Raw genomic sequence first — 15,477 nt, forward strand, 5'->3', positions numbered from 1 at the left:
GCGGGCCGGGGCCTTCGAGTTGTTCACGTTAGCTTTCGTATCACTTTCTGCAGCTACCGCAACTCCATCTTCTAGGGACGAAACAGGGAAGGCCGCGCCTCGTGAATCCAGGCTCATGAAGGAAGGGACGTTTCTCGTGACGACAGCCGAAGAGGAGGCCGCCACGCTACGCGACGTCCGCGACCAGCAGGTGATCACGCTCGCGGACAACCCGGGCGTCGAGGCCGGGGAGGTAATCGAAGGGACGGTCGAGGCCGAGCCACCCCTCGAAGTCGCCTACCAGCTAACGGAGGTCGAGTCACGGCGGACCATCCCGGTTGAGCGCAGCGAGATGGCACCCACGTCGATGGAGAAAGAGATGGCCGCCGACCAGTCGGAGGGGGACATCGAGATGCGCGAACGCGCCGGCGACGGCGAGATCCACGTGCTGACGGTGCCCGAGGACCGCACCGACCAGGCCGCGGCGGACGTCGTCGACGACCAGGAGACCGTCGCGCGCGCGGCCCGCCTCGGCGTCGAGCGGGTCGAAGTACGCGCCGCGGACGGCGTCGTCAGCGTCCGCTACCTGCCCGATTGAGATGGTCTCCCGAGATACCAAAACCACGGCCGCGTTCGTCGTGCTCGCCGTTATCCTGTGGATCGCGGCCTCGGCAGTCACCGACAACGAACTCGTGCAGTGGGGCGTCCTGATCGGCGTCGGGGTCGTCCTGCCGCTGGCGGTCAACGAGTGGCGCGAGTAGGGACCGACGGCAGGGACGCCGGTTCGGCCCGGGAACCTACAGGGTCGGTCCGCCAGCGCTCTGGACGCGCCAGCCGCCTTCGACTGCATCGCCGTCGCGTTCGGTGAACCTGAATTCGGTGTCCTCGTCCACGGCGTCGCCGCCCTCGACCGACTCGACCCGGAGGTCGACGTCGAGCGAGTCCCCACAGCAGCCGACGTCGACGAACTCCGCCCAGAGGTCGCCCTCGCTTGCGGTGTCGTGGGCCTTCGCGAGGTAGGCCCGGAACGGCCGCCCTTCGACGCCGTCGCGGCCCCAGTCGCTCAGGTCGGACGGGTATGAGAGCACGACTCGCGTGGCTCGTGTCATCGCTCAGTGTAGGACTCTCAGTCAGGTAGGTCCTTCGCGATACCGAGGTAGCTCAGTTCGCAGTCTTCAACAACTGGGAAGCGACTGTCAGCGTCTCCGAAAGCCCCCTCCCGGTCGTGGCCTACACCTCGCTGTGCGCGCTCGCTTCGCTCGCGTGCTTGCGTCGGTTCGGCTCACGACCGGTCCGCCCCTTTCGATGCCCCACCCTGGTGGTTGTGGAAGCGCTGTTCGAACGGTGGGTGCGACCAAGTATTGAATTGGAGTTTCTTCACTCGTCGGCGACGATGCGGTAGAGGGCCCCCGTCGGCCCGTCCCCCCCGTCGTCGTCACCGCCGTCCTCGCTTTCATCCTCCCCGAGGTACTCCTCGGACGCCCGCGAGGTGACGTAGACGGCGTCGTCGGTGACGAGCGGCGTGCTCGTGACCCAGCCACCGGTTTCGACGCGCCAGCGTTCCTCGCCGGAGTCCTTCTCCACGGCGTAGAGGTGGCGGTCGTAGGAACCGGCCAGGACGTGGTCGTTCGTGACGACGGGGCATCCGATGACTCTGCCGCCGGTGTCGAAGCGCCACTTCGACTCGCCGGTGGCGGCGTCGAGGGCGTAGAGGTTGGAGTCGTGGCTGCCGACGTACACCGTCCCGGTCGACTGCTCGACGGAGGGGCCGGACATCACCAGGCTGCCCGTCTCGAAGGCCCACTCCTCGGCGCCGTCGTCGAGGGCGACGCGGTAGACGTGGTCGTCCCAGGAGCCGAAGAAGGCGCTGCCGTCGTACGTGGCGACGGGGCCCTTGATGGGTTCGCCAGTCGAGAAGGTCCACTCGAACTCGTGGTCGGGGGAGGACCAGGCGTAGAGGTCGCCGTCGTTCGACCCGACGACGACCCGGCCGTGCTCGGCGTCGATGGCGGCCGTCGAGTGCGGGTGGTCCGTCGGGCGCTGGTCCTCCCAGACGACATCGCCCGTGACCGCGTCGACGCCGAACATCCCGCCGCTGGGGTCGTAGTACTCGACGGCGATGTAGACGACGCCGTCCAGGTAGCCCGGGCTCGACCCGATGGCGTCGCCGAGCTGGACGCGCCAGTACTGCTCGCCGGACTCCAGGTCGAAAGCGTACAGGTTCCCGTCGTAGGCGCCGACGTAGACGGTGTCGTTGGCGATCGCGGGCGTCCCGTGGAAGCCACGGGACGTATCGGTGGCGTCGGTCCGCCAGCGAACCTCGCCGTCGGGCGTGACGGCACGCACCTCGCCGGTGTCGCCGGGGACGACGACGTCGCCGTTCGGGGCGAGCACCGGACTCGCCTTCGCAGCGGTGTGGTCCCCGGTGTTGACGTCGGGGACTTCCCAGTTGACCCGGACCGATTCGGGGACCGTCGCGTCCGGAGCGATCCCCCGTCGGGTCGGGTCACCGCGGAACTGCGCGTCCGCGGTCGCGGCGGCCGGACTCGTCGGACCGCCGCCGAGCGTCCGGAGCGGTCCCGTACAGCCGGCCAGGCCGCCGGCCGCCGCGACACCGGCCGCGGCCGCTCCCGCCGTCCGGAGGAACTGCCGTCTGGATTCGTACATCGTTCGTCGACTGTCCGCGGACCACGATCAAAGCAGTTTGGGTCCGCGCCGGCGGGGCGCGGTCCGCCAGCGCACGTGGACTGCTTCCTCACCCGTCCGGCGACTCTCGCACTCCTCGACCCCGAGATAAGAAGGCTTATTCGGAGCCCTTTCGCACCAAACCCCATGATGGAGTTCGACGTGCGCGAGGTCGATTACACGGAGTATTCGAACCGTCAGCTGGCGGCCGTGCCGCTGGCGGTGCTCGCCCTCGCGATTCTGATTCTCGTCGGCTGGTCGCTCTTCGTCACCGGGGCGCCGACCGACCCCGGTGCACCAGTCACGCCCGGCATCGACTTCACCGGGGGAACCGAGTTGCGCGTCGAATCGGACATGACACAGCAGGAAGTCGAGGCGTCGTTCGACCAGACCGTCATCTCGGTCCAGGGGGTCGTCGGGTCCGGCGACACCTACGTCGTGCGCCTCCAGTCCTCCGACGTCCAGTCGATCCGCCAGCAGGCGCAGGCGGCCGATATGAACGTCCTGTCGAGCGCGTCGACCGCGCCATCCTTCGGGGCCGGGGCCCAGCAGACGGCGGTCATCGGGCTGGTCGTCGCCTTCACCGGGATGAGCCTCCTCGTGTTCGGGCTGTTCCGAACCTTCGTCCCGAGCCTGGCCGTCGTGGTGTCGGCGTTCTCCGACATCATCATCCCGCTGGCGGTGATGAACTTCATCGGGATCAAACTGTCGCTGGGCACCGTCGCCGCGCTCCTGATGCTCATCGGTTACAGCGTCGACTCTGACATTCTGCTCAACAACCACGTCCTCCGTCGCTCCGGCGGCTTCTACGAGAGCGTCTACCGCGCGATGGAGACCGGTATCACGATGACGCTCACCTCCATCGCCGCGATGTCGGTGATGGCCGTCGTGGCGACGATATTCAACATCGACCTGATGGCGGACATCGGGATCGTTCTCGTCATCGGGCTCACCGCTGACCTCATGAACACCTACCTGTTGAACCTCTCACTCCTTCGCTGGTACAAGTACGAGGGGGTGGCGCGATGAGCGCCATCCGCGACAACTGGCGCATCGTCCTGCTGGTCCTCCTGCTCGTCGCGAGCGCAGTCGTGCTGTTCGTGCCCGGTGCGACGGCCGGCGGCGGCGGCGCCAACGAGACGGGAGCGCCGACCGGGGCCAACGTCTCCGCCGACGAGCGGGACAGCGGGTGGACGAACCTCCAGTACGGCATCCAGCTCGACGGCGGGTCCCGCATCCGGGCGCCCATCGTCGGCAACACGACGGAGAACGTGAACATCACGAGCTTCAACGAGTCGGACTCGCTGGAGACTACGCTCGCCCAGCGCTTCGAGATCGACCGCCTGGACGTCGAGGTGACTCCCAACGAGCAGAACGAACCCGACAGCGGCACCGTCGAGGTGTACAGCCGGAACGTCACGCAGGCCGAGCTACTGACCGCGCTCCAGGACGAGGGGTACGACGTCTCCGAGTCCGACGTCCGGAACGGCGTCACCCAGTCGACCCGTGACGAGATGGTCAGCGTCATCGACGAGAAGCTCCAGGTCTCCGCACTGACAGGCGCGGACGTCCGCGAGGCCAGAACGCCCACGGGCGAGAACTACATCGTCATCGAGGCGACGGGTCGCGACATCGGCGAGCTACGTGAAATCCTCGACGAACGGGGCATCGTCCGCCAGTACGTGCTCTACCGGGCCAGCAACGGCTCGGTGGTCCGCGAGCAGGTCCTCACCCAGGCGGACTTCGACGACATCGGCAACGTCCAACAGGACCAGGCCGGCCGATACAGCGTCAGCGTGACGCTCTCCGATTCCGCGGCGGAACCGTTCGTCCAGGCGATGCAGCGACACGGCTACACGCAGGGGACCCGGTGTAGCGTCGACACGAGCAGTTCCACGCCGGTCGCCGAGCAGCTGTCCGCGGGCGACCGCTGTCTGCTGACGACGCTCAATAACGAACCCGTCTTCGCCGCGGAGGTCACGCCGGGACTCGCGGCGCAGTTCCGCGACGGCTCCTTCGTCAACAACCCGACGATGTCGATGACCGCGCCCGACCGGGAACGGGCCCGAAACCTCGAACTCAGCCTCAAGGTCGGCGAACCGCTGCCCGCGCCGCTGGACTTCGAGCAGGCCCAGACCACGTCGCTCCAGCCCTCGCTCGGTGACGAGTACAAGACGAACTCGGTCATCACCGGCCTCGTCGCCGTCATCGCCGTGAGCGGCGCGGTGTTCACGCGCTACCGTGACGTCCGCGTCGCGGTGCCGATGGTCGTCACCGCGCTCTCGGAGGTGGTGATACTACTCGGCTTCGTCGCGCTGGTCCAGTTCCCCATCGACCTCTCCCACATCGCCGGCTTCATCGCCGTCATCGGCACGGGGGTGGACGACCTGATCATCATCGCCGACGAGATCCTCCAGGAGAAGGGGGTGGCGACCGGGCGGGTGTTCCAGAACCGCTTCCGCAAGGCGTTCTGGGTCATCGGCGCCGCCGCCGCGACCACCATCATCGCGATGAGCCCGCTGATGGTGCTCTCGCTGGGCGACCTGACCGGCTTCGCCATCGTCACCATCGTCGGCGTCCTCATCGGTGTGCTCGTCACCCGCCCGGCCTACGGTGACATCCTCCGCCACCTCGTCCTGAGCGAGGACGAGCGGTAAGGAATTTCTGAGTTTTCTTTTGTCTCGGTCTGATTTTTGTGAGTGTGGCGCTACGCTCTCTGGTGTATGCTATTGTGAAGTGAGTGGGTGTTTTGGTGGAATAGTGCTGGAAGAAACTAGACTGCCAACAACCAGAAAGCCCTCGGCGCGCTCCGATCCCGGGGCTCGCTGCGCTCCAGTAGGTGCTTGCTTCGCCCGGGTTCCCGGAGCCCACCTCGCCCTTTCAGTCCACCGTCAGAGCAAGCTCTGACGAGCCCTCGTTCGCTTCGCTCACGAGGACTCCAAGGCCCGCACAGCACCGCAGCCCTGCCCTCCCCCTGGTCGCGCGATGAAACGCGCTCCCGGCCGTGCGGTTGCTGTGCGGTCAGGAAGCGTGTCGCGCCGCCAGGCGCGACTGGGGAGGTTTGGTGGTTGTAATCGCGAGCGCCTCCGTGCGCGAGCATTACGGTCCCTGGTGGACTGAAAGGGCGAGGTGCGCTGGCCGAAGCACGGCGATGCAAGCACCGACCGGAGGGAGGCGCGCAGCGAGCCGCGCGAGGCGAGCGCGCCGAGGGCTTTCGACATCTTGTTGTCCACGGCCGCGTCTACAACTCGAACCCACCAAATTGCTCACTGCCCTCACTGTACTGACTGCTCCAGGCGATGGAATTCCAGACGCTGGAAAGACGCTTCCTGCTCAAAAGTCGTCCAGACCGGATTGTTCGGCGGTGGCGAGCACGTCGTCACACGTCGACCACGACTCGCGCGCACACGCTGGCAACTCGCCGTTTTCTTCCACACACTCCCGCAGGAAGGTTCGCGTCGTCGGGTCGCTCGGATACCCGCTCCCCACCTCGCCGTGTTCGGCGGCCAACCGCTCGACGTGAGCGTCCCGTTCCACTTTCGCGACGATGCTCGCGGCACCCACGACAGGGTCGGACTCGTCGGCCTGGTGCTCGGCAGTGATGCGCACGTCAGCGCCCACCCGGCTCGCCACCCGCTCGCCGAAGCGGGTAGCGTTCGCGTCGCCGGCGTCGACCGTGCCGACCTGGCCGTCGGCGGCAACCTCGCCGAGCGCCTCCGCGTGGGCGGCGACGGTCAGCGTGTTCATGTCCGTCTCGGGGGCGTCGATGCGTTCGACCGGGATCTCGGCGACCCCGACAGTGGCAACCTCGCGAATCTCGGCGGCGAGTTCCTCGCGGCGGACGGGGGCGATGCCCTTCGAGTCGCCGACGCCGTCGGGCAGGGCCGACGGCTCGCAGTGGACCGCCGCGGCGAACATCGAACCCAGGACGGGTCCCTTGCCGGCCTCGTCGACGCCGAATCGCACGGCTATCGACTCGGTGGCTCGAAAGAAGTCCGTTGTGGTCCGCGCCGCCCGTTCCGGTCCGCGCTACTCGAACAGGGATCGCGACCGCCTGCGTTCGCCCTCGTCCACGTCGTCCAGGTCGAGTCCCTCCGCCTCGGCCCTGGCCCGCAATTGTTCGTACAGCCGGCAGAACGCCCGATCCATGTGATCGCCCGTCGTGGCTGGCATCTACCAGTAGATGGTGCGGATCCCTCCTAAGGATTGCGGGTCCGACGGCGGCTGCCCTCGGTCCCCACCGCACTTTTCTCTGCGGGGCGCCAACACCACGTCATGCTCCGATTCCTCATCGCAGTTGTCGGGCTGATCCAGCTTATCGCGCCCGAGAAGGTCGTCGCGATGTACACGCGGCTGGCCTTCGAGGGGCCCGAAGCGTTCACCGTCCGTCGGTGGGTCGTGCCGGCGATGCGACTGGAAGGGCTGCTGTTGCTCTGGGTCGCCGTCAACGGGCTCGAAACGGGAGAATCGGACGAAGAAGCGCTCTCGGATCAGGCGAGCTTGGCGAAGGCGAGCGTGCCCGAGATGTTCTCGATGTAGGCGGTGACGACCTGGCCCTCGCTGGCGCCGGGGACGAAGATGGTGTACTTGCCCTTCTCGGCGACGCCGTCACCCTCGCGGCCGGTGCCGGTGATCTTCACTTCGTAGGTCTTGCCTTCTTCGAGCGTCGCGGTGTTCTGCTGGCTCGAGGAGGTGCTGCGCTTTGCGACGGGACGGAAGGCACCGCAGGCCTCACAGCGGAGCATGTCGACGCCGTCTTCCTTGGTGAGTTTGGTGTCCGGCAGGCCACACTCCGAGCAGGTGACGTACTCGGCGACGTAGGCGTCGATGGCGGCCGAGAAGTCGTCGGTGTCGAACGAACCGTTGTAGCGGGCCTGGCTCCCGTCGAACTGGCCGTTGGTCCCGAGCTCGCGCTGGATGGTCCGGTGGACGTGCTTGGAGTCACGTGCGAGCGCGTCTGCGATGTCGTCGAGGTTCGTCAGGCGCGTGAAGGCGCCGTCTGTCTGGCCGACGGGGTCGGGGACGGAGAGGCGTTCACCGGCCTCCCGGGGCTGGTCCGGGAGTTCGTCGAACGCGCGGTCGAGCGCTGAGTCGTAGTTCATATCGAATCGAGGTGGCAAGGACGTAAATGCGTTCCGTACATCGTGCTATCATTCCCCCCTTCGACGGCGAGTACGTGCACACTGTGAAACACAATCGTGTGTATTGTTAGCAGAAGACACAAATGGGGCGAGCTACTATATACAATTTAATGAGTGACGACCCGCCGGACGTTCTCGGTCGTGTCCTGGATGCGGACGTCGACGAGGACCTCCTCCGCGCTCTGGGGACGCGTGAGCAGCGTTACACGCTCTATCACCTCCTCGACCACGAACGCGTCACGCTGTCCGAACTCGCCGACGTCCTCGCCGGTTGGCTAGCGACCACGGAGTCCCGGGTCACCACCGGCGCCGACCGGTCGTCGCTCCGTATCGCCCTGTACCACAATTACCTCCCACAGCTGGCGAGCGCGGGACTCGTCGACTTCGACGCGACGGAACTGGTCGTCGACCGATCGCCGCTGTCGGCCGAGGAGCGCGAGATCGTCGAGGCGGCCTACCTCTCGGAACACTGGACCGGCGAACCCGTCACTCCATGACCCGACCACTCCAGGGACCCGGTCCAAGTCCGACGCAATCGGGGAGATGACGCTCGCGGATTTCGTCGCGGACGTGGCGAAGCGACGCAAGACGATTGTCGTGTACGCGAGCGACGGCGCGCCCGACGTCGCGGCTCACTTCGAGTCGCGCAACGTCACCGTCGAGCGCAAGTCGCTCGCGCCGGGCGGGCCGGACGGCTTCGTCGTGTTACGGGACGAGGACGGCTTCGTCGGCGCCTTCGGCATCGAAAAATTCGCCGAATTGCTAGACCCACCGCTGTTCCGGCCGACGTACCGGACGGACGTCTCGGAACCCTGGCGGTCGCTGTACGAGATTCTCGACAACACGCTGTTCGCCTCCTTCGGCCGCCGACAGTTGCTCGGTGCCACGCGCGAGATAGAGAACCGGGCCTGGCGGATCGGCGCCGGCACTCTCCGCGTCGGCTTTCAGTCGGTCGACGCCCTGGCGGCGCAGGTGGACGTCTATCGCCGCCTCGCCGAGCAGACCGACCTGTCTATCCACGCCTTCGTCGACGCCGGCGACGAGGCGGTCCCCGTGCCCGACGGGGTCGAACTGTTCCGGAGCGAGGGGACGGAGATCGGTGACTTCTGGTTTCTCGTCTACGACGCCGCCGGCGACCCGCTGAACGCCTGTGCCCTCCTCGCCGAGGAGCGTTCCCCAGGCATCTACTACGGGTTCTGGACGTACGACGAAGACCGGGTCGCGGCACTCTCGACCTACCTCCGGGACGCCCACGAGTGACGCCCGTCGACCGTTGCTCGCCGACGGAGCGAGAGCGATCCCCACCGCTCTAGGCCGACCGTTCGCTCGTTCCGGCCGGGGAAACGTCGCGTTTCACCCACTGGAGGCGCCTGTCGGGCGCTGTGTCACCGGCGGCGCGATTTTCGGTCCGGGCCGGGAATGCTCGTCGATCCAGCGCTAACGTCGGGTTGTCGGCGCTACTCAGGTTCTAACAAAGGATGCCTGGCTCCAATGCCCACGAGCATGGCAAACAGAGGTCAACAGCAACAGGCGATGCGTGCCGCAGAAAAGACCGGAATGGACCCCGCCGTCGTGGCGTCGGCGGCGTCGGTCGCGCTGTCCTGGTACTTTTACTTCGTCAAGGGCGACAAACTCACCGGCCTGTTCGTCGGGCTGTGGCCACCGACGTTCCTGGCGTTCGCGGGCTACTTCGAACAGACGCGCATGAGCGACATGGTCGATCAGGCGACTGGCGGGAGCAGCGGCGGTGTCGTCCAGTCCCTCGAGCGCGTCATGCAGCGATAACCAGGGGTCACACCCTGGCCGTTCCGTTCTCCGGTTTTTCCGAGGAAGCGTCACCCGTGGAGCTCCGACGCGGACGCTAATCACGTCGTAGGCGAGCCGTCCGTTCGTCCCGTGACGGCTGCGCCGTCTATCAAACTGGTGCGTAGCCTGCGACGATGCTGCAGCGACCCGGGACACAACGGTTTCACCCGTCACCGAGTCGTCATGTACTGGCTATGCAATCGGAACGATCACGCACGAGACGCGACGCGCTCGCCCTCGCCGGCGCCCTGTTCGGGACGACCGCGCTGGCCGGCTGTACCGGTGCCGTCGGTGATCAGGAGTCGACCCGGACCTCGACGGAGGAGACAGACGCGACGGTGACCGAGGGGGCAACGGCCGACGGGTCGACGCCCGACTGCGAAGCGACCGAGACGGCCACGGAGATGGCGATGGACGGGCTGGTGACCGTCGAGCGCGAGGCCTCCGTCGCGGACGTCGTCGCGGCGATCTCCGGCGCGATCGAGGCCAACGAGAACCTGAACCTGATGACGACAGTGGACCACGCCGAGAACGCCGCGACCGTGGACCAGTCGCTTCCGCCGACGACGCTCCTGCTATTCGGCAACCCCTCGCTCGGGACCCAGCTGATGAACCAACGGCGGACCGTCGCCATCGACCTCCCCCAGAAGATCCTCGTCTTCGCGGACGAGGCGGGGACGACCGTCGTGTACAACGACCCGGCGTACCTCGCTCGTCGCCACGGGCTCACGGCCAGCGACGAGGTCCTCGACACGATCAGTAGCGCGCTTGACGCGCTGGCAAACGCCCCCGTTGAGCGGACGGAGACCGGGACAGCGACGGAGACAGAGGCCGATTAGACGCTGGTTTCGAGGACTTACGCCAGCCCGCTGGCGATCTCCCAGCGGTCGGCGGTGACTCCGTCGACGCCGAGCGACCGGAGGACGTGGATCTCGGTCCGGCGGCGCGCGGCCTTCCAGGCGACGACGGCCAGGCCGGCCTCGTGGGCCGCCTCGACGACGTCCGTCTCCAGGCACATATCGTAGTAGGGGTGAACGGCGTCACAGCCCAGGTCGACGGCGGTCTGGAGCTTCTCCAGCGGGTCGGACTCGAAGAGGAGCCCGGTGGAGACGTCCCAGCCGAGGTCGACGACCTCCCTGATCGCGGCCTCGTCGAACGAGGAGACACTCACCTCGCAGTCGGCCGCACGGACGGCCTCGCGGACGTCGGCGGCGAGGCCGGTCTCCTTCAGTTCGATCTGCAATTCGACGCCGTCGGGGACGGCTGCGAGCACCGTCTCCAGGCGCGGGATCGATTCCCCCGACCCGAGGACGTCGAGCTCCCGTAGCTCCGCCCACGCCATGTCGGCGAGGCGGCCGCTCGCGTCCGTCAGGCGGTCGACGGTCTCGTCGTGGAAGACGACCAGCTCGCCGGAGCCACAGCGGCGGACGTCGACCTCGACGGCGTCGAGGAACTTCGCCGCGCGGGTCACCGCACGCACGGTGTTCTCGGGATACACGTCGGCACAGCCTCGGTGGCCGATCACCTGCATTGCCGGAGTCGAAGGGAAGGATCCAATTAACGCTGTCGCCTCGCCGTCGGGCGGTTTTCTGCCGGCGCTAACCCGTCCTTATCGTCGGGGCGAGTGTAATTTCCGCGCGCGCCTCTCAGATTTCGACGTCTGCCTCGCTGGTCGCGACCATGGGCAGTTTCCGCATCGCGCGCACCTTGTCCCGGGGTCGGTTTATCTCGACGTGGTGGGCCCGCGGAATGGCGACGGCATCGGTGGCGAACGCCGGGTAGACCACGGGGTACCACTCCTCGCGGTAGCCGGCCAGGTACGACGCCGCCGGGCCGACGGTCGACCGGTCGACGACGCCCACGCCAGCGTGCTGGGGCCCCCGTATCATCCCGTAGTCCGTGACGACGCCCGCCTCGTCACACCGAATCGCCGTCGACTCCTCCTGGTCCCCACGGATGCACCCGACGACGTTCCGTCCGGCGGGCGCGCGGGCGAACGCGCCGAGCAGTTCTTCGAGCGCCTGCTCGGTGACGATGACGTCGCCGTTGAGCACGAGCACGTCGTCGTCGACGACCTGGAGCGCCCGACGGAGCGACTCGGCGTTGTCGTAGTCGTCCCAGTCCTCGACCACGACGACGTCGGCCCCGCCGACTTCGTCACGGACGTTGTCGGCGGCGTAGCCGAGGACGACGGTCACGTCGTCGACGTACTCGTCGAGGACGGCCCGCTGACGGGCGTACAGCGTTCGACCGCCGAGATCCATGAACGCCTTCGGTCGGTCCTCGGTGTGGACGCCCATCCGGCTGCCCTCGCCGGCGGCGAGGATCACTGCGCGCACGTCGCCACCTCCGCTGCGGCGCGCTCGCCGGCGCGTCCGTCCATCGGGATGCCGAGTTCGGACAGCGTCTCGTCCCGTCGTCGCTCGACGTCGGGCGCGTAGCCGTCCTCGTACAGTTCGTCGACGAGTGCCAGCGTGAGCTGGTCGGTCGCGTGCCCTACCTTCGGGACCGCCCTGTCGGCGACGACGTCGGTCAGCTGGACCAGCGGCCGGCCGGTGTGGAGCCACTCCGTCACGATGCCGGAGTAGTCCGAGACGAGGAGGTCGGCCCACAGCAGGCTCTCGCGGGGCGTGGCCTCGTCGTCGAACGTGACGTTCGGGAGGTCGGCGATGCGCTGGCGACACCGCTCGGTCACGGACTCGCCGGGCTCTTCGATGCGGTCCATCGGGTGGGGCCGGAAGCGGAGTTCGTAGTCGCTGTCGGCGAAGGTGTCGAGTACGTGCTCGGCCGTGTTGACGTAACTTCCGCCACCGTAGTTGTGGTTCGTGGGGGCGTAGAGCACCCGTCGTTTCCGGGGCGGGTCGGTGTCGACGAGTTCGTCGGCCTCCGGGACGCCGACGACGGGCGTCTCGACCCCGTCGGGGAACTGCTCGCGGTAGTGGTCGGCCCAGAACGACCCGGGCGCGAGCGCGACGTCGACCAGGTCCCCGAGATCCCGGGTCGTGTTCCACTCCTCGCCCCGGCCGAGTGAGCAGCCGTGACGGACGTGAACGACCGGGAACTCGCGGACGTACTGGCGCTCGCCGGGACGGAACCGGTGGTTCTCGACGACCACGTCCGGATCGAGCGCCCGTACGGTCTCGTCGATAGTGTCGACGTCACCGGGCGGTACGTCGACCATCGGGACCTCGTCCCAGCACCCGACCGCCTCCTCGCGGAGCGGGACGTACGCCGATTCGGCGTCGAGGTGGCGGTCGATCGCCTGGAACGTCTTGCGCATGAAGGGGCGCTCGCAGCTGTAGAGGACTTCGACGGCTCTGTCGGGAGCACGGAGCGTACTCATGCGGACTCACGAACGATACGTCGAGGTTGATTGCGATACTGTCCCATCAATAGCGATAGGACGCTATCGGTCTTACCGGGACAGTTAGTTCACGACCGATAACGGGAGGATACCGGCACCCGCGAGACGGGCGGCCGCGTTTCGCTGTCCATACTGCCGTCCGCTACCGGAGGCGGCCGACCGGTAGCGGCGCTGGCGTGCGCCGGAATCGCTCTCGACCGGCAGGTGGCCGCCTACTGGGTTGCGTGGCGCGTGGGACTGGCAGGTATCTCGCTGGCACGGGCACACACTGGTGTTCTCCGCCAGGTCGACGGCGAATTCGGGCATCGCGGTGGTGTCGAAGCGGTCTGACGTGGGTGGGTGCCGGCGAATCGGGGCCGGTTCACTCCGAGGTCGGCTCGTGCGCGCCAGCGCCCTCGATGGCGTTCTGTTCGGCCGGATTCGGCGCGTTCTCCGGTAACATCAGTTCCACCAGAATCGGGAGGTGGTCAGAGGGGTACACCCCGCTGTCGAAGCAGTCGGCGCACACCCCGTGCTGGACTGGTTCGACGTCGCTGGTGACGAAGACGTGGTCGATCTTTCGCTCGGGGACGAGGTTCTGAAAGTCCGTGACCGTCGTCGTCGGCCCGTGGTGCCCGCGGCGGGCGATCTGGTGGGTGTCCCGGAGCGTCCGTCCGGCGCTTCGCTTCTCCCGGCTCGTCAGTTGTTCGTACGGCGGTGACCCCGCCAGGCAGTTGAAATCGCCCGTCACGACGACCGGCTCGTTCGCCGCCAGGTCGTCGATCCGGTCGAGCAACAGCTTCGCGCTCTCGAGACGGGCGGTCTCGCCGTAGTGGTCGAAGTGGGTGTTGAACAGGTAGAACTCGACGTCCGTCTCCTCCTCGCGCAGGCGCACGTAGTGTACGAGTCTGGGGAGCTGGGCGTCCCAGCCGACGCTCGCTTCCACCTCGGGCGTCTCGGAGAGCCACATCGTCCCCTCTTCTTCGAGGTTGAAGCGGTCGCGTTTGTACCCGATGGCGGCGTACTCGCCGGCGCATTCGGGCTCTTCGCGCCCGGTGGCGAGCCACTCGTACTCGGGAAGTCGGTCGCGCAGGTCCTCGAGCTGTCCGTGAAGCGCCTCCTGGAGCCCCACGACGTCGGGGTCGTGGAACCGGATCACGCTGGCGACGCGGTCGCGGCGCTTCCGCCAGGGATGGGTGTTCTCTTCGGGATTGTCGTAGCGAACGTTGTACGAGAGGACGCTGACCGGGAGGGGCATTGGAATAGTGACTGTTAGCCGTAGAGTTGCGCCGCGATGTCGGACTCGTTCTGGTCGATGAGGGCGGCGACCGCTTCGAGGTCGTCTGCCGAGAGGTTGGGGTTCCCCGTCGTGCCGCTCCGCACGATGGAGAGACGTCCGGTGAGATAGCCCCTGGCCCACATCCGACCGGCGACCGTGAGCGTCGTTTCGTCCTCGAACAGGTCCTCGTCGGTCGTCGAGCGCATCCCGCTGGCGATGCTCGCCGCGAGGTTGGCGGCGACGGCCTCCAGGAACTCCCGCTCGTACTGTTCCATGGCAACGATTGGCGCCCGACGGTGAAGTGAATTGGGACCGAGCGGAGGTGATAACCGCGAGGAGGGACTACCTCTGGCCGATGGTCAACGCCTTCTGGCTCGACGAGGACGTCGCCCAGGCGGCCCGCTGGCTGGTGGACAGACACGTGACCAGCAGCGTCCTGGAGAACGCGACGGTGCTCACCACCGCCGCGCAGGTCAACGGGTATCCCGAGACACCGGACCTGTACTTCAGCCACGCGGACCACCCGCTCACCCGCTGGGCGACCGAGAGCCACGCGAACTGGCGTCGCCTGCGCGACTACACCGGGGCCGCCCACGACGAGTGGCGCTATCGCTGGGATCACACGGACGACGAGGACCACGCGTCCTGGGCGGTGGTGAACTCGCTCGACGAGAGCGCTATTCGCGACCTCGACTGGCCAACCGAGTCGGCCCGGGACCCGCCACAGGTCACCGGCGAGTGGACGGCCGACCACTACGTCGACGCCTATCGGTTCTACTACGCCAACGAGAAACGCCACCTCTTCGCCTGGGCGAAAGACCGGACCGAACCGCCGTGGATCGACGAGTACACCGTCGACAGTCCGACCCGCGCCGAGTGAGCGCCGCCGACCGTGTCACACGGTACCACCAATCTCAAACCATTTAACTGTGCGTCCGGACTAGTACAGGTGTGAGTGAAGAACAAGGGCGTCGCAATCTCCGGATGCCCAACAACGACGAGCTGTTCGCCGTGGTGACGGAACACAACGGCGGCAACCACGTACGCGTCCGCTGCGAAGACGGCGAGAACCGAATGGGCCGTATTCCCGGCCGTATGAAGTACCGAACCTGGATCAACGAGGGCGACGTCGTCCTCGTCGAGCCCTGGGACTGGCAGGACGAGAAGGCCAACATCGAGTGGCGCTACACCGGCCAGGACGCAGAGCAGCTGCGCGAAGAAGGCCACATCGACTGATTTTCCGA

At 67.1% G+C, this 15,477-nt stretch carries 21 protein-coding genes; 11 read left to right on the forward strand and 10 right to left on the reverse strand.

From position 1 onward, the window contains the following. The first annotated feature begins 115 nt into the window (after positions 1–115). Positions 116–577, forward strand: coding sequence for a DUF5812 family protein (locus AC5FRV_RS11005; RefSeq protein WP_493561141.1), 462 nt, complete (start codon positions 116–118; stop codon positions 575–577). Position 578: 1 nt separating this feature from the next. Next, complete coding sequence (locus AC5FRV_RS11010; RefSeq protein WP_493561142.1) at positions 579–740, forward strand: DUF7987 family protein; 162 nt, start codon at positions 579–581, stop codon at positions 738–740. Between the two features lie 36 nt (positions 741–776). On the opposite strand, the gene AC5FRV_RS11015 is transcribed toward AC5FRV_RS11010, so the two are convergent. Continuing rightward, a complete protein-coding gene (locus tag AC5FRV_RS11015) occupies positions 777–1,088 on the reverse strand; it encodes a DUF7968 family protein (protein ID WP_493561143.1) in 312 nt (103 codons plus the stop codon). 268 nt (positions 1,089–1,356) lie between these two features. Then, positions 1,357–2,646, reverse strand: coding sequence for an outer membrane protein assembly factor BamB family protein (locus tag AC5FRV_RS11020; RefSeq protein ID WP_493561144.1), 1,290 nt, complete (start codon positions 2,644–2,646; stop codon positions 1,357–1,359). A gap of 165 nt (positions 2,647–2,811) precedes the next feature. Here AC5FRV_RS11020 and secF point away from each other — a divergent pair, with 165 nt between their 5' ends. Continuing rightward, positions 2,812–3,693: a protein translocase subunit SecF gene (gene secF, locus AC5FRV_RS11025; protein ID WP_493561145.1), complete on the forward strand. Its 882-nt coding sequence runs from the start codon at positions 2,812–2,814 to the stop codon at positions 3,691–3,693. Then, on the forward strand, positions 3,690–5,321 hold the full coding sequence (locus tag AC5FRV_RS11030; protein WP_493561146.1) for a preprotein translocase subunit SecD family protein: 1,632 nt from the start codon (positions 3,690–3,692) through the stop codon (positions 5,319–5,321). Before secF ends, AC5FRV_RS11030 begins: the two co-directional genes overlap by 4 nt. 676 nt (positions 5,322–5,997) lie before the next feature. Here the strand turns inward: AC5FRV_RS11030 and rnhB are convergent. Together rnhB and AC5FRV_RS11040 are read right to left on the reverse strand one after the other, a co-directional pair. After that, positions 5,998–6,630, reverse strand: a complete 633-nt coding sequence (gene rnhB / locus AC5FRV_RS11035; protein WP_493561147.1) for a ribonuclease HII — start codon at positions 6,628–6,630, stop codon at positions 5,998–6,000. Between the two features lie 63 nt (positions 6,631–6,693). Next, positions 6,694–6,837, reverse strand: coding sequence for a hypothetical protein (locus tag AC5FRV_RS11040; RefSeq protein ID WP_493561148.1), 144 nt, complete (start codon positions 6,835–6,837; stop codon positions 6,694–6,696). 102 nt (positions 6,838–6,939) lie between these two features. Between AC5FRV_RS11040 and AC5FRV_RS11045 the strand changes: the two genes are divergently transcribed. Then, positions 6,940–7,203, forward strand: coding sequence for a hypothetical protein (locus AC5FRV_RS11045; RefSeq protein WP_493561149.1), 264 nt, complete (start codon positions 6,940–6,942; stop codon positions 7,201–7,203). Here AC5FRV_RS11045 and AC5FRV_RS11050 read toward each other — a convergent pair. Next, positions 7,155–7,766, reverse strand: a complete 612-nt coding sequence (locus AC5FRV_RS11050; protein ID WP_493561150.1) for a translation initiation factor IF-2 subunit beta — start codon at positions 7,764–7,766, stop codon at positions 7,155–7,157. The genes AC5FRV_RS11045 and AC5FRV_RS11050 overlap by 49 nt on opposite strands. A 149-nt stretch (positions 7,767–7,915) precedes the next feature. On the opposite strand from AC5FRV_RS11050, the gene AC5FRV_RS11055 reads away from it, so the two are divergent. The 4 genes from AC5FRV_RS11055 to AC5FRV_RS11070 all read left to right on the forward strand — a co-directional run bounded on the left by AC5FRV_RS11055 (position 7,916) and on the right by AC5FRV_RS11070 (position 10,450). Next, positions 7,916–8,302 carry a DUF7344 domain-containing protein gene (locus AC5FRV_RS11055; protein ID WP_493561151.1) on the forward strand — a complete coding sequence of 129 codons (387 nt, stop codon included), beginning with the start codon at positions 7,916–7,918 and terminating at the stop codon, positions 8,300–8,302. A 46-nt stretch (positions 8,303–8,348) separates the two neighbouring features. Then, positions 8,349–9,065: a DICT sensory domain-containing protein gene (locus AC5FRV_RS11060; RefSeq protein ID WP_493561152.1), complete on the forward strand. Its 717-nt coding sequence runs from the start codon at positions 8,349–8,351 to the stop codon at positions 9,063–9,065. Between the two features lie 243 nt (positions 9,066–9,308). Next, a complete protein-coding gene (locus tag AC5FRV_RS11065) occupies positions 9,309–9,590 on the forward strand; it encodes a hypothetical protein (protein WP_493561153.1) in 282 nt (93 codons plus the stop codon). A 215-nt stretch (positions 9,591–9,805) separates the two neighbouring features. After that, the gene (locus AC5FRV_RS11070; protein ID WP_493561154.1) at positions 9,806–10,450 is read left to right on the forward strand and encodes a DUF302 domain-containing protein; all 645 of its coding nucleotides are present in this window, start codon (positions 9,806–9,808) and stop codon (positions 10,448–10,450) included. Between the two features lie 17 nt (positions 10,451–10,467). Here AC5FRV_RS11070 and AC5FRV_RS11075 read toward each other — a convergent pair whose 3' ends face one another. The 5 genes from AC5FRV_RS11075 to AC5FRV_RS11095 form a co-directional block, all read right to left on the reverse strand. Then, positions 10,468–11,142, reverse strand: coding sequence for a glycerophosphodiester phosphodiesterase (locus AC5FRV_RS11075; RefSeq protein WP_493561155.1), 675 nt, complete (start codon positions 11,140–11,142; stop codon positions 10,468–10,470). Between the two features lie 115 nt (positions 11,143–11,257). Next, entirely contained in the window at positions 11,258–11,950 is a 693-nt protein-coding gene (locus AC5FRV_RS11080; RefSeq protein WP_493561156.1) for an NTP transferase domain-containing protein, read from the reverse strand. Continuing rightward, positions 11,938–12,954: a CDP-glycerol glycerophosphotransferase family protein gene (locus AC5FRV_RS11085; protein ID WP_493561157.1), complete on the reverse strand. Its 1,017-nt coding sequence runs from the start codon at positions 12,952–12,954 to the stop codon at positions 11,938–11,940. The genes AC5FRV_RS11080 and AC5FRV_RS11085 overlap by 13 nt, the downstream gene beginning before the upstream one ends. A gap of 382 nt (positions 12,955–13,336) precedes the next feature. Beyond that, entirely contained in the window at positions 13,337–14,212 is an 876-nt protein-coding gene (locus tag AC5FRV_RS11090) for an endonuclease/exonuclease/phosphatase family protein (protein WP_493561158.1), read from the reverse strand. A 14-nt stretch (positions 14,213–14,226) separates the two neighbouring features. After that, positions 14,227–14,508 carry a hypothetical protein gene (locus AC5FRV_RS11095; RefSeq protein ID WP_493561159.1) on the reverse strand — a complete coding sequence of 94 codons (282 nt, stop codon included), beginning with the start codon at positions 14,506–14,508 and terminating at the stop codon, positions 14,227–14,229. Between the two features lie 26 nt (positions 14,509–14,534). On the opposite strand from AC5FRV_RS11095, the gene AC5FRV_RS11100 reads away from it, so the two are divergent. Continuing rightward, positions 14,535–15,113 carry a hypothetical protein gene (locus AC5FRV_RS11100; RefSeq protein WP_493561160.1) on the forward strand — a complete coding sequence of 193 codons (579 nt, stop codon included), beginning with the start codon at positions 14,535–14,537 and terminating at the stop codon, positions 15,111–15,113. 71 nt (positions 15,114–15,184) lie between these two features. Then, entirely contained in the window at positions 15,185–15,469 is a 285-nt protein-coding gene (gene eif1A, locus AC5FRV_RS11105) for a translation initiation factor eIF-1A (protein WP_089814502.1), read from the forward strand. Positions 15,470–15,477: the final 8 nt, after the last annotated feature.

It is taken from the genome of Halomicrobium sp. HArcel3, from assembly GCF_058933135.1.

Coding starts and splice junctions, on each gene's coding strand:
- AC5FRV_RS11005 (WP_493561141.1), top strand. CDS start 116: ATGAAGGAAGGGACGTTTCTCGTGACGACAGCCGAAGAGGAGGCCGCC.
- AC5FRV_RS11010 (WP_493561142.1), top strand. CDS start 579: ATGGTCTCCCGAGATACCAAAACCACGGCCGCGTTCGTCGTGCTCGCC.
- AC5FRV_RS11015 (WP_493561143.1), bottom strand. CDS start 1,088: ATGACACGAGCCACGCGAGTCGTGCTCTCATACCCGTCCGACCTGAGC.
- AC5FRV_RS11020 (WP_493561144.1), bottom strand. CDS start 2,646: ATGTACGAATCCAGACGGCAGTTCCTCCGGACGGCGGGAGCGGCCGCG.
- secF (WP_493561145.1), top strand. CDS start 2,812: ATGATGGAGTTCGACGTGCGCGAGGTCGATTACACGGAGTATTCGAAC.
- AC5FRV_RS11030 (WP_493561146.1), top strand. CDS start 3,690: ATGAGCGCCATCCGCGACAACTGGCGCATCGTCCTGCTGGTCCTCCTG.
- AC5FRV_RS11040 (WP_493561148.1), bottom strand. CDS start 6,837: ATGCCAGCCACGACGGGCGATCACATGGATCGGGCGTTCTGCCGGCTG.
- AC5FRV_RS11045 (WP_493561149.1), top strand. CDS start 6,940: ATGCTCCGATTCCTCATCGCAGTTGTCGGGCTGATCCAGCTTATCGCG.
- AC5FRV_RS11050 (WP_493561150.1), bottom strand. CDS start 7,766: ATGAACTACGACTCAGCGCTCGACCGCGCGTTCGACGAACTCCCGGAC.
- AC5FRV_RS11055 (WP_493561151.1), top strand. CDS start 7,916: ATGAGTGACGACCCGCCGGACGTTCTCGGTCGTGTCCTGGATGCGGAC.
- AC5FRV_RS11060 (WP_493561152.1), top strand. CDS start 8,349: ATGACGCTCGCGGATTTCGTCGCGGACGTGGCGAAGCGACGCAAGACG.
- AC5FRV_RS11065 (WP_493561153.1), top strand. CDS start 9,309: ATGGCAAACAGAGGTCAACAGCAACAGGCGATGCGTGCCGCAGAAAAG.
- AC5FRV_RS11070 (WP_493561154.1), top strand. CDS start 9,806: ATGCAATCGGAACGATCACGCACGAGACGCGACGCGCTCGCCCTCGCC.
- AC5FRV_RS11075 (WP_493561155.1), bottom strand. CDS start 11,142: ATGCAGGTGATCGGCCACCGAGGCTGTGCCGACGTGTATCCCGAGAAC.
- AC5FRV_RS11085 (WP_493561157.1), bottom strand. CDS start 12,954: ATGAGTACGCTCCGTGCTCCCGACAGAGCCGTCGAAGTCCTCTACAGC.
- AC5FRV_RS11090 (WP_493561158.1), bottom strand. CDS start 14,212: ATGCCCCTCCCGGTCAGCGTCCTCTCGTACAACGTTCGCTACGACAAT.
- AC5FRV_RS11095 (WP_493561159.1), bottom strand. CDS start 14,508: ATGGAACAGTACGAGCGGGAGTTCCTGGAGGCCGTCGCCGCCAACCTC.